The 12,605-nt window shown below is 65.4% G+C and carries 10 protein-coding genes; 7 read left to right on the plus strand and 3 right to left on the minus strand.

Going from position 1 to position 12,605, the window contains the following annotated elements:
* Positions 1–125 precede the first annotated feature (125 nt).
* From J4G43_RS02130 to J4G43_RS02155, 6 genes are all read left to right on the plus strand, one after another.
* The gene (locus J4G43_RS02130; protein ID WP_071908645.1) at positions 126–3,089 is read left to right on the plus strand and encodes a 2-oxoglutarate dehydrogenase E1 component; all 2,964 of its coding nucleotides are present in this window, start codon (positions 126–128) and stop codon (positions 3,087–3,089) included.
* A gap of 176 nt (positions 3,090–3,265) precedes the next feature.
* A complete protein-coding gene (odhB, locus tag J4G43_RS02135; RefSeq protein ID WP_071908644.1) occupies positions 3,266–4,507 on the plus strand; it encodes a 2-oxoglutarate dehydrogenase complex dihydrolipoyllysine-residue succinyltransferase in 1,242 nt (413 codons plus the stop codon).
* A gap of 12 nt (positions 4,508–4,519) precedes the next feature.
* Positions 4,520–4,741, plus strand: coding sequence for a hypothetical protein (locus J4G43_RS02140; RefSeq protein WP_208083925.1), 222 nt, complete (start codon positions 4,520–4,522; stop codon positions 4,739–4,741).
* 25 nt (positions 4,742–4,766) lie between these two features.
* Complete coding sequence (locus J4G43_RS02145; RefSeq protein ID WP_208083926.1) at positions 4,767–5,516, plus strand: SDR family oxidoreductase; 750 nt, start codon at positions 4,767–4,769, stop codon at positions 5,514–5,516.
* A 57-nt stretch (positions 5,517–5,573) separates the two neighbouring features.
* A complete protein-coding gene (gene lpdA, locus J4G43_RS02150; RefSeq protein ID WP_208083927.1) occupies positions 5,574–6,974 on the plus strand; it encodes a dihydrolipoyl dehydrogenase in 1,401 nt (466 codons plus the stop codon).
* Positions 6,975–7,009: 35 nt separating this feature from the next.
* Positions 7,010–7,540, plus strand: coding sequence for a hypothetical protein (locus tag J4G43_RS02155; protein ID WP_208083928.1), 531 nt, complete (start codon positions 7,010–7,012; stop codon positions 7,538–7,540).
* A gap of 250 nt (positions 7,541–7,790) precedes the next feature.
* Here the strand turns inward: J4G43_RS02155 and J4G43_RS02160 are convergent, their stop codons facing one another.
* Together J4G43_RS02160 and J4G43_RS02165 are read right to left on the minus strand one after the other, a co-directional pair.
* Complete coding sequence (locus J4G43_RS02160; protein WP_208083929.1) at positions 7,791–8,381, minus strand: DUF4337 domain-containing protein; 591 nt, start codon at positions 8,379–8,381, stop codon at positions 7,791–7,793.
* A gap of 88 nt (positions 8,382–8,469) precedes the next feature.
* Entirely contained in the window at positions 8,470–9,435 is a 966-nt protein-coding gene (locus J4G43_RS02165) for a tyrosine recombinase XerC (RefSeq protein ID WP_063980419.1), read from the minus strand.
* A gap of 123 nt (positions 9,436–9,558) precedes the next feature.
* Between J4G43_RS02165 and J4G43_RS02170 the strand changes: the two genes are divergently transcribed.
* A complete protein-coding gene (locus tag J4G43_RS02170; protein WP_208083930.1) occupies positions 9,559–11,769 on the plus strand; it encodes a primosomal protein N' in 2,211 nt (736 codons plus the stop codon).
* Positions 11,770–12,005: 236 nt separating this feature from the next.
* Here the strand turns inward: J4G43_RS02170 and J4G43_RS02175 are convergent, their stop codons facing one another.
* Positions 12,006–12,515 (minus strand): septal ring lytic transglycosylase RlpA family protein, encoded by a 510-nt coding sequence (locus tag J4G43_RS02175; protein ID WP_028150468.1) that lies wholly within the window; start codon positions 12,513–12,515, stop codon positions 12,006–12,008.
* Positions 12,516–12,605: the final 90 nt, after the last annotated feature.

Raw genomic sequence — 12,605 nt, forward strand, 5'->3', positions numbered from 1 at the left:
TACTTTTCCGGGCGAAGTTTCGTAGCAAATAGGATAAATGGTGCCTGTCGCGCTGGGCCTCTGCCGGGGAGCCCAGCGCCAGCGCCGTTTGTTATGCGCGAACCGAAATCGCCAGGAACTCAAGCATGTCTCGCCAAGACGCGAACGCAGCCTTTGCCCTCTCTTCCTTTTTGCAGGGCACCAACGCCACCTACATCGACGAAATCTACGCCCGCTACGAGAAGGACCCGTCCTCGGTCGACGCCGAGTGGCAGGAGTTCTTCAAGAGCCTCAACGACCAGCCCGGCGATATCAGCAAGAACGCCGAAGGCCCGTCCTGGGAGCGCGCCAACTGGCCGCTGACCCCGCAGGACGACCTCACCTCCGCCCTCGACGGCAACTGGGCCCAGGTCGAGAAGGCGGTCGGTGCCAAGATCGCCGCCAAGGCCCAGGCAGGCAACAAGGGCGCTGATTTCTCGTCCGCCGACCTGCTCCAGGCCACGCGCGACTCCGTCCGCGCGCTGATGCTGATCCGCTCCTACCGCATGCGCGGCCACTTCCACGCCAAGCTCGATCCGCTCGGCATCGAAGCCCCGCGCAACCGCGAAGAGCTCGACCCGCGCACCTACGGCTTCAGCGAAGCCGATTTCGACCGCAAGATCTTCCTCGATCACGTGCTCGGTCTCGAATACGCCACGCTGCGCGAGATCACCGCGATCTGCGAGCGCACCTACTGCCAGACGCTCGGCGTCGAGTTCATGCACATCAGCAACGCCGCGCAGAAGGCCTGGATCCAGGAGCGCATCGAGGGGCCGGACAAGGAAATCTCGTTCACCCGCGAAGGCCGGCGCGCCATCCTGACGAAGCTGGTCGAAGCCGAAGGCTTCGAGAAGTTCTGCGACACCAAGTTCACCGGCACCAAGCGCTTCGGCCTCGACGGCGGTGAATCGCTGATTCCCGCGCTCGAGCAGATCATCAAGCGCGGCGGCAATCTCGGCGTGAAGGAAGTCGTGCTCGGCATGCCGCATCGCGGCCGCCTCAACGTGCTGACGCAGGTGATGGGCAAGGCGCACCGCGCCCTGTTCCATGAATTCAAGGGCGGCTCGGCCAACCCCGATGCGGTCGAAGGCTCCGGCGACGTCAAATATCACCTCGGCGCCTCCTCGGACCGCGAGTTCGACGGCAACCGCATCCATCTGTCGCTGACCGCCAACCCCTCGCATCTCGAGATCGTCGATCCCGTGGTGCTCGGCAAGGTCCGCGCCAAGCAGGACCAGCACGGTGATCCGCCGGATCAGCGCATCTCGGTGATGCCGCTGCTGATGCATGGCGACGCTGCGTTCGCCGGCCAGGGTGTGGTCGCGGAATGCTTCGGCCTGTCTGACCTGAAGGGCTACCGCACCGGCGGCTCCGTCCACTTCATCGTCAACAACCAGATCGGCTTCACCACCTATCCGCGCTACTCGCGCTCCTCGCCCTATCCGTCGGATGTGGCGAAGATGATCGACGCGCCGATCTTCCACGTGAACGGCGACGATCCGGAAGCGGTGGTTTTCGCGGCCAAGGTCGCGACCGAATTCCGGCAGAAATTCCACAAGCCCGTCGTCATCGACATGTTCTGCTACCGCAGGCATGGCCATAACGAAGGCGACGAGCCGGCGTTCACCCAACCGGTGATGTACAAGAGGATCGCGGCCCATCCGTCGACGCTCGAGCTCTACGCCCGCCGCCTGATCAGCGAAGGCGTGATGACCGAGGGCGAGGTCGACAAGGCCAAGGCCGACTGGCGCGCGCGGCTCGATGCCGAGTTCGAGGCCGGCACCTCCTACAAGCCGAACAAGGCCGACTGGCTCGACGGCAAGTGGTCCGGCTTCAAGATCGCCGATCAGGAAGAGGATGCGCGCCGCGGCGTCACCGGCGTCGACACCGCCGAGCTGAAGGAAATCGGCCGCAAGATCACCAAGGTGCCGGATGGCTTCCGCGTCCACCGCACCATCCAGCGCTTCCTCGACAATCGCGCCAAGGCAATCGACACCGGCGCCGGCATCGATTGGGCGACCGGCGAGGCTCTGGCGTTCTGCACGCTGCTCAACGAGAACCACCATGTTCGCCTGTCGGGCCAGGATTCCGAGCGTGGCACCTTCTCACAGCGCCATTCGGTCCTGATCGACCAGGAAGACGAGAGCCGCTACACGCCGTTCAACCATCTCGGCCACGAGCAGGGCCATTACGAGGTCATCAACTCGCTGCTGTCGGAAGAAGCCGTGCTCGGCTTCGAATACGGCTACTCGCTCGCCGAGCCGAACACGCTGACCCTCTGGGAAGCCCAGTTCGGCGACTTCGCCAACGGTGCGCAGGTCGTGTTCGACCAGTTCATCTCCTCGGGCGAGCGCAAATGGCTGCGCATGTCCGGCCTCGTCTGCCTCTTGCCGCACGGCTATGAGGGCCAGGGGCCGGAGCACTCCTCGGCGCGTCTGGAGCGTTATCTGCAGATGTGCGCCGAAGACAACATGCAGGTGGTCTACCCGACCACGCCGGCGAACTACTTCCACGTGCTGCGCCGCCAGCTTCATCGCGAGATCCGCAAGCCGCTGATCCTGATGACGCCGAAGTCGCTGCTGCGCCACAAGCGGGCGGTGTCGCGCCTCGAGGAGCTCGCGAAGGGAACGACCTTCCACCGCATCCTCTATGATGACGCCCAGATGCTGCCGAACGAGGCGATCAAGCTCGTGCCCGACGAGAAGGTCCGCCGCATCGTGCTCTGCTCCGGCAAGGTCTATTACGACCTCTACGAGGAGCGCGAGAAGCGCGGCATCGACGACATCTACCTGATGCGCGTCGAGCAGCTTTATCCGGTGCCGCTGAAGGCGCTGGTGGCCGAACTGTCGCGCTTCAAGAAGGCTGAAGTGGTGTGGTGCCAGGAAGAGCCCCGCAACATGGGCGCCTGGCACTTCATCGAGCCCTATCTGGAATGGGTGCTGAACCAGGTGCACGGTGTGAGCCGGCGTCCGCGTTACGTCGGCCGCGCCGCTTCCGCCGCGACCGCCACTGGTCTGATGTCCAAGCATCAGGCGCAGTTGAAGGCGTTCCTGGACGAAGCACTGAGCTGATCTTTCTGAACTGCGTCATGCCCCGCCTCGTGCGCAATCGCGCACTGGAGCGGGGCACCAGTACGCCGCGGCGTCCGTGCAGAATACGAACGTCCGGCTTGCTGGATGGCTTGCCTTTCGCGGGCCGATGACGACCGAATTTTTGACCGCACCGGCGATCCCTTAAGGAAAAGACCATGACTGAAATTCGTGTGCCGACGCTCGGCGAATCCGTCACCGAGGCCACCATCGGCCGCTGGTTCAAGAAGGCCGGCGATCCCGTCGCCGTCGACGAGCCCTTGGTGGAGCTCGAGACCGACAAGGTCACCATCGAGGTCCCGGCGCCGTCCGCGGGCACGCTGAGCGAGATCGTCGCTGCCGATGGCGCAACCGTTGCGGTCGGTGCGCTGCTCGGCCAGATCACCGACGGTGCCGGCGCTGCGAAGCCCGCCGCTGCTCCCGCGAAGCCCGCCGCCGCTGCTGCTCCGGCCGCCGTGGCTGCTGCGCCGGCTCCGGCCGCGAAGGCGCCGCCGGCCGATGCCCCGCTCGCCCCGTCCGTGCGAAAGCTCTCGGTCGAGACCGGCATCGACGCCTCGACCGTTCCGGGCTCCGGCAAGGATGGCCGCGTCACCAAGGGCGACATGCTCGCCGCGATCGAGCGTGCGGCCTCGGCGCCGACCCCGGTCAACCAGCCCGCCGCCGCCGTCCAGGTCCGCGCGCCGTCGCCGGCCGATGACGCCGCCCGCGAAGAGCGCGTCAAGATGACCCGCCTGCGCCAGACCATCGCGCGCCGTCTCAAGGACGTGCAGAACACCGCGGCCATGCTGACGACCTTCAACGAGGTCGACATGACCAACGTGATGGCGCTGCGTGCCCACTACAAGGATGCGTTCGAGAAGAAGCACGGTTCGAAGCTCGGCTTCATGGGCTTCTTCACCAAGGCCGTCGTGCAGGCGCTGAAGGACATCCCGGCCGTCAACGCCGAGATCGACGGCACCGATCTGATCTACAAGAACTATTACCACATCGGCGTCGCCGTCGGCACCGACAAGGGTCTGGTCGTGCCGGTCGTGCGCGACTGCGACAACAAGTCGATCGCCGACATCGAGAAGGGCATCGCCGATTTCGGTCGCCGCGCCCGTGACGGCCAGCTCAAGATCGACGAGATGCAGGGCGGCACCTTCACCATCACCAATGGCGGCATCTACGGCTCGTTGATGTCGACCCCGATCCTGAACGCGCCGCAGTCCGGCATCCTCGGCATGCACAAGATCCAGGAGCGGCCGATGGTCGTCGCCGGCAAGATCGAGGTCCGCCCGATGATGTACCTGGCACTGTCCTACGATCACCGCGTCATCGACGGCAAGGAAGCCGTCACCTTCCTGGTCCGCGTCAAGGAGAGCCTGGAAGATCCGGCGCGCCTGGTGCTCGATCTCTAAGGGGAGGGGATTGTGGAAGAGCCGTCGCTTCTTCTTTCCCTTCTGCCATTCCTGCTGACCACCCTTACTTTCTTCTTTGCGATTCCCATCAGTCGCAGGAAGGGTAAGGGGGTCGGCTTCGCGGCCTGGTGCCTGATTCCGTTTCTCACGCCCTTCATTCTGTTCCATTTGGTCAGCCTGACGGATAAGTCCGTACTGGATCGGTTGGCAGCTCTTGAGGGCAAGACGTCGTAGTGCGCTCGAACTCGTGGGGATTGATGTGACCGATAAAGTCGTTGTCATCACCGGCGGCAGCCGCGGCATCGGGCGGGCGACCGCGATTGCGGCGGCCGCGCGCGGCTTCCGTGTCGTCGTCGGCTACGCCAGCAACAAAACGGCCGCTGACGAGGTGGTTGCCCAGATCGCCGCCAGCAACGGCAAGGGCATCGCCGTGAAATGCGACGTCGCCGAGGAAAGCGACATCATCGAGCTGTTCAAGGCTGCCGACAAGTTCGGCACGCTCGGTGCACTCGTCAACAATGGCGGCATCGTCGGCCAGAGCGGCGTGCGCGTCGACGAGATGTCGGCCGAGCGCATCCGGCGCGTGATGGCGGTCAACGTCACCGGCTCCATCCTCTGCGCGCGCGAAGCGGTGAAGCGGATGTCGACCAGGCACGGCGGCCAGGGCGGCGTCATCGTCAATCTGTCATCGGTCGCTGCCAGACTTGGTGCGCCGAATACCTATGTCGACTATGCCGCGTCCAAGGGCGCGATCGATTCCTTCACCGTCGGTCTCGGCTATGAGGTCGCAGGCGAAGGCATTCGTGTCGCGGGCATCCGCCCCGGCCTGATCGACACCGAAATCCACGCCGCCGGCGGCGAGCCCGACCGCGCCCATCGTCTGGCCCATATGGTGCCGATGAAGCGCGTCGGCACCGCCGACGAAATCGCCAATGCCATCGTCTGGCTGATGTCGGACGAAGCCTCCTACGTCACCTCGGCCATTCTCGATGTGTCCGGCGGACGCTGACACGCCGCGCGGACGCTGACACATCCTCATCACGCTAAACTCACGGGACTTTCTCTCATGGCTACCTACGATCTCGTCGTCATCGGCACCGGACCGGGCGGTTATGTCTGCGCGGTGCGCGCAGCCCAGCTCGGCATGAAGGTCGCCGTGGTCGAAAAGAACGCCACGCTCGGCGGCACCTGCCTGAATGTCGGCTGCATGCCGTCCAAGGCGCTGCTGCACGCGTCCGAAATGTTCGAGGAAGCCGGCCACTCCTTCGCCAAGATGGGTGTTTCCGTCCCCGCGCCGAAGCTCGAGCTTCCGGCGATGATGAACTTCAAGCAGCAGGGCATCGACGGCAACGTCAAGGGCGTCGAATTCCTCATGAAGAAGAACAAGATCGACGTGCTCAAGGGCACCGGCAAGATTTTGGGCACCGGCAAGGTCGAAGTCTCCGCCGACGGCAAGTCGCAAGTGGTCGAGACGAAGAGCATCGTGATTGCGACCGGCTCCGACATCGCGCGCCTCAAGGGCATCGAGATCGACGAGAAGCGCATCGTGTCGTCCACCGGCGCGCTGTCGCTGGACAAGGTCCCCGGCAAGCTCCTCATCGTCGGCGCCGGCGTGATCGGCCTCGAGCTCGGCTCGGTGTGGAAGCGGCTCGGCGCTGAAGTCGTCGTCGTCGAATTCCTCGACCGCATCCTGCCCGGCATGGATGGCGAGATCGCCAAGCAATTCCAGCGCATCCTGGAGAAGCAGGGTTTTGCATTCAAGCTCGGCGCCAAGGTCACGGCCGTCGACACCTCCGGCAAGTCGCTGAAGGCAACCATCGAGCCCGCAGCCGGCGGCGCCGCGGAGACACTGGAAGCCGACGTCGTTCTCGTCTGCATCGGCCGCGTGCCGTACACGGATGGGCTCGGCCTGAAGGAAGCTGGCGTGGTGCTGGACAATCGCGGCCGTGTGCAGATCGATCCGCATTTCGCCACCAGCGTGAAGGGCGTCTATGCCATCGGCGACGTCGTCGCGGGCCCGATGCTCGCGCACAAGGCCGAGGATGAGGGCGTAGCCGTTGCGGAGATCATCGCAGGGCAGGCCGGCCACGTGAACTACGACGTTATCCCAGGCGTCGTGTATACCACGCCGGAAGTATCCTCCGTCGGCAAGACCGAGGAGGAGCTGAAGCAGGCGGGGCAGGCGTATACGGTCGGGAAGTTTCCCTTTACCGCCAACGGCCGCTCCAAGGTCAACCAGACCACCGACGGCTTCGTGAAGATTCTCGCAGATGCGAAGACTGATCGCGTGCTCGGCGTGCACATTATCGGCCGTGAAGCCGGCGAAATGATCCATGAAGCCTGCGTTCTCATGGAGTTTGGCGGCAGCGCGGAAGATCTTGCCCGCACCTGCCACGCGCATCCGACCCGTTCAGAGGCCATCAAGGAAGCCGCGCTTGCGGTGGGCAAGCGGGCCATCCATATGTAGGCGACGCGCCTAGCGTCGAATCGGGCGGGAAAGACATGCTGCGCCGCCTACTTCAACCGGTCTGGGTCCTGCTGGCGATCATCTTCCTGATCGAAGCCTGGCTGTGGGACCATCTCGAGCCGATCGTCGCGCGGGTTGTCGCAGCCATCCCGCTCGCACGCTTCAAGCAATGGCTGACCGAGCGCGTCGATGCGCTGCCGCCGGCCATGACGCTGATCGTGTTCGCGGTGCCGATCATCCCGCTGTTTCCGCTCAAGCTGATCGGCCTGTATCTGCTCACGCATGAATACTGGTTGACCGGCGTATCCACGTTTCTGTTCGCAAAGCTGCTCGGCGTCGGCGTCACCGCCTTCGTGTTCGACGTGACGCGCGACAAGCTGATGGAGATGCGCTGGTTCGAGCGGCTCTACGATCTCGTGATGAAGCTGCGCGCCAAGGCCGCCGAGCTGGTCGACCCGATCAAGCAGCGCATCCGCGAGCTGATCGCCGGCAACGGCGAAGGCTGGTCCTCCCGCACGCTGCGTTTGATCCAGCGCTTTCGCAAGAGCGTGCACCAGGCGCGGTGATCTGCCTGCTATAAACTCACTGTCATTGCCACACACTCGGTGTCATCGCCCGGCTTGACCGGGCGATCCAGTATTCCAGAGACGTCAATCGAATACGGAGGAGCCGCGGCGTACTGGATGCCCCGGTCCCGGCTCCGCCAAGGCTACGCCGGGCCACAAGCTCGCCCGGCCGCCGAAGCTTCAGCGAAGGCGGCAAGCCGGGGCATGACAGCGTCGATGTTGTTGGCCTTATGCGCCCCGCATCAGCCCCTCAATGCAAATGCACCAGATGCGGCCACCACAGGCCGAGCGCGGTCATGAGGAGGCCGGCCAGGGTCAGGACGCCGGCGACATAGGCGAGCGCGATCATGCCGGTGATGATGGTGGCCGAAGCCAGCACGATGCCGATCTGGAAGGCGGCGGAGGCCAGCTCGAAGTGATGATATTTCGCGGTCGCCTCGTCGCGCTCGTGCTCGGCGTGCTTGGCCTTCTCGGCGAGCTGCTCGGTGCCTTCGCCGGTCTCGGGCTCGGAGCGGTAGCGCTGCGCGGTCTTGGTCCAGTCGTCGACCTGCTTCTGCACCGTCGCCTTCAGGGCGTCGTCGGTGGTGGCGGCCAGCGTGAGCTTGCCCTGCTCGGACGCGGTCAGCACCACGGTGCGGCGGATGGTCTTGGCCTGGAAGAACGCCCAGAGATTGGCGGACTCGACGTTCTTGCTGATCGATTCAGTCTGGGCGCCCTTACCGAGCGTCTCGGAGATCGCCAGGAACAGCGCCAGCACGGCGATCAGAAGAGCGATCTTCTTGTTCGATCCGGACGCGTGCTCGGCGTGTTCGGCATGCTCCATGCTTTCGTGTGCGCTCATGATTCCCTCCAGTCGCGGTTCCCCACGATTGACCGAACCGCGTGCGCCGCGCAAGAGGCACGCGGGCTATGACAGCTTCATGTCAGCTTCACCGCCGCGGATGGGCGCTCGCATAGACTTCGAGCAGCCGCTCCGAATCGATACCGGTGTAGATCTGCGTGGTCGAGAGCGAGGAATGGCCGAGCAATTCCTGGATTGCGCGCAAATCCCCGCCACGCGAGAGCAGATGCGTGGCGAAGGAGTGTCGCAGCGCATGCGGCGTCGCGCTGTCGGGCAGGCCGAGCGCGCCGCGCAGCCGCTCCATCGCCAGCTGGATGATGCGCGGGCTGAGCGGACCGCCGCGCGCGCCGAGGAAGATCGGGCCTTCCGCCGGCAGCGGATAGGGGCACATCGCAACGTATTCCTGCACGAGCGCGAGCACGTTCTGTAGCACCGGCACCATGCGGGTCTTGTTGCCTTTGCCTGTCACAATCAGCACGTCGCCCTCGCCTGGACGCGGCACCTCGCGGCGCTTCAACCCCAACGCTTCGGAGATGCGCAGGCCCGAGCCATAGAGCAGCGCCATCACCGCGGCATCGCGGGCCAGAACCCACGTCTCGCGTTCCTCGCCGGCGCGCTCGTCGGCATCGGCGAGACGTTTTGCGGATGCCATCGGTAGCGGCTTCGGCAAAGTCTTGGCCACCTTGGGCGCGCGGATAGCCGAGAGTGCGCCGACCTTGCCCTTGCCTTCGCGTTCGAGGAAACGGCCAAACGAGCGCAGGCCCGCGAGCGCGCGCATCAGCGAGCGGCCGGCGATGTCGTCGGCGCGGCGCATCGCCATGAAGGCGCGGATGTCGGTGGCTTCCAGCGCGGCAAAGCGCGCCAGCGTCACGCGCTCGCCCCAATGGGCGCAAAGGAAATCCAGGCATTGTCGCAGGTCGCGGCCATAGGCCTCCAGCGTCTTCGGCGACAGCCGCCGCTCGGCGCCGAGATGCGACAGCCAGCGCGTCATCTCCTGCGCGATCGAGGGATCGGCGCTGGCGAGCTCGATTGGGGGGGCGGCCGCTTTGCTCATGCGCTCTGGACGTAATGATTCCACTCAGTATATCGCATCACACCCGTTTACTGTTCGCTAAGGCCGCCCCTGGGCGCTAGCCTCAAGGCCCCAAGGTTCCGATTCTCCCTCCAAAGACCATTGATGGATCATTCGTCGCGCAGCACGACCGCCCCCGCCAACGCGACCCGCATGGTCGACGTGCTGGTGCCGGTAGCGCTCGACCAGACCTATTCCTACAAGGTGCCGCGCGGGATGGAGCTGAAGGCGGGCGATCTCGTCGGCGTGCCGCTCGGGCCCCGCGAGGTGCTGGCCGTGGTCTGGGCGGAGAACGCCAATCCCGATCCGCGCCTGCACAACCGCCTCAAGGAGGTCAGCGAAAAGCTCGATCTTCCTCCGCTGAAGCCCGAGCTGCGCTCGGTCGTCGACTGGGTCGCCAATTACACTCTGAGCCCGCGCGGCATGGTGCTGCGGATGTGCCTGCGCATGGGCGAGAATCTCGGCCCGGAGCGGGTGCGCGCCGGTGTGCGCCTGGTCGGCGATCCGCCGCGACGGCTGACGCCGGCGCGGCAGCGCGTGATCGAGCTGCTGTCGGACCGGCTGCTGCACGGCAAGTCCGAAGCGGCGAAGGAAGCCGGCGTCTCGGCCGGCGTGATCGACGGCCTCGTCGACGAAGGCACGCTCACGGTCGAGCCGATGCCGCCGCCTCCGCCGCCGCCCGCGCCCGATCCGGAGTTCGGCCGCCCGGATTTTTCACCGCTCCAGCGCGCCGGGGTGGATGCAATGCGCGCGCTCGCCGCCAACGGCACCTTTCACGTTGCGCTGCTCGACGGCGTCACCGGCTCGGGCAAAACCGAGGTCTATTTCGAGGCGATTGCGGAGACCGTCCGCCGCGGCAAGCAGACTCTGATCCTGATGCCGGAGATCGCGCTGACCGGCCAGTTCCTCGACCGCTTCGCGCAGCGCTTTGGCGTGCGTCCGATCGAATGGCACTCCGAGCTGACGCCGCGCACCCGCGCGCGCAATTGGGCGGCGATCTCCGAAGGCAGTGCGCCGGTCGTGGTCGGCGCGCGCTCGGCGCTGTTTCTGCCTTACGCCAATCTCGGCCTCATCGTGGTCGATGAAGAGCACGACCAGGCCTACAAGCAGGACGAGGGCGTGCATTATCACGCCCGCGACATGGCGGTGGTCCGCGCGCATATCGCAAAGATCCCGATCGTGCTGGCCTCCGCCACGCCGTCGGTCGAATCCGAGGTCAATGCGCGCAAGAGCCGCTATCAGCGCATCGCGCTGCCCTCGCGCTTCGGCGGCCAGCACATGCCGCATATCGAGGCCATCGACATGCGCCGCGAGCCGCCGGCGCGCGGCCGCTTCATCTCGCCGCGGCTCGCTTCCGAGATCAGAAAAGCGATTGAAAAGCGCGAGCAGGCGCTGCTGTTCCTCAATCGCCGCGGCTATGCGCCGCTGACCCTGTGCCGTGCCTGCGGCCATCGCTTCGCCTGCACCATCTGCGATGCCTGGCTGGTCGATCACCGCTTCCGCCAGCGGCTGGTCTGTCACCATTGCGGCTTCTCGATGCCGCGCCCGCAGACCTGCCCGCATTGCGCGGCCGAGGAATCGCTGGTCGCGGTCGGGCCGGGCGTCGAGCGCTTGCAGGAGGAGGCGGCCGCGCTGTTCCCCGAGGCGCGCACCATGGTGCTGTCGAGCGATCTCATCACCTCGATCGAGACGATGCGCTCCGAGCTTACCGAGATCGCGGAGGGTCGCGTCGACATCATCATCGGCACGCAGCTCGTCGCCAAGGGCCACAACTTTCCGCGGCTCAATCTCGTCGGCGTGGTCGATGCGGATCTGGGCCTGTCCAACGGCGATCCGCGCGCGTCGGAACGCACCTGGCAGCTGCTCAACCAGGTGATCGGCCGTGCCGGGCGCGAGCAGGGCCGCGGCGTCGGCTATCTCCAGACCCACCAGCCCGATCATCCCGTGATGAAGGCGCTGATCGCCTGCGACCGCGAGGCCTTCTACGACAGCGAGATCGATCTGCGCGAGCGCACGCTCTATCCGCCGTTCGGCCGGCTCGCGAGCCTGATCATTTCGGCAGGCGACCGTCCGAGCGCCGAAGGTTTGGGCCGCCGCCTCGTTGCGCTCGCACCGCGCGACGAGCGCGTCGTGGTGCTGGGACCGGCGGAGGCCCCGCTCGCCGTGATCAAGGGCCGCTACCGTTTCCGCATCCTGGTGAAATCGGCGCGCGGTTTCGATCTGTCGGACTATTTGCGCAACTGGCTGGCCGTCTGCCCGAAGCCGAAGGGCAATCAAAAGCTCGAAGTCGACGTCGACCCGCAGAGCTTTTTGTAGTTCCCCCGTTATTCCGGGGCACGCGAAGCGTGAACCCGGAATCCATTCATCCACCAACTCTACGGCCTGATGGATTCCGGGCTCGATGCTACGCATCGCCCCGGAATGACGGGGAAAACAAAAAGCCCGCCGTCCCCCAAGACGGCGGGCTTGTTTCGCCCGAACTGGTCTCGCCGCTCACACGTCCGCGGACGATGGCGAGATTTGCGCTTTGTCGGTGAGGCGCTGGTGGCGCCTTAGGAGACGACTTCCGCGGTGACGCGGCCGACGCCGGCGCCGGTGAGGCCGATGGCGCGGGCAGCGCCCGTGGAGAGGTCGAGGACACGGCCGCGAATGAACGGGCCACGGTCATTGATGGTGACGATGACGCTCGAGCCGCCATGGGTGACGCGCAGCTTGGTGCCGAACGGCAGCGAACGGTGAGCCGCGGTCATGGCATTCTGGTTGAAGCGCTGGCCCGACGCAGTCCGGCTGCCGGACTCGTTGCCATAATAGGAGGCCATGCCGGAGAAGCTGCGGCCCGTGCCCGACGACGGCGTCATCGACGCGTTGGCGTTGCGCCAATCGGAGGTCGTGTTGGCATCGCTCTGGGCGTGGTGGCGGTGATGATGGTGAGAGTACCGGTGGTGATGCCGGGATTTGGCAGAAGCTTCGGTGGCGGTTCCACCGACGAGGAGAGTGGCGGCAACGAAAGCGATCGCCGTGCGCGGCCGGGGCACGGAGCCCAGCGTCTTCAAAGACAGCATTTAGTGGTCCCTAATCTAGTATTGCCACATATGTGGCAAGTGGAGCCCCCGTAAGTCTGTGAGCGGGATCGCGTTTCGATTCCTAATGAG

The sequence above is a fragment of the Bradyrhizobium barranii subsp. barranii genome, assembly GCF_017565645.3.
Classification (GTDB): Bacteria; Pseudomonadota; Alphaproteobacteria; order Rhizobiales; family Xanthobacteraceae; genus Bradyrhizobium; species Bradyrhizobium barranii.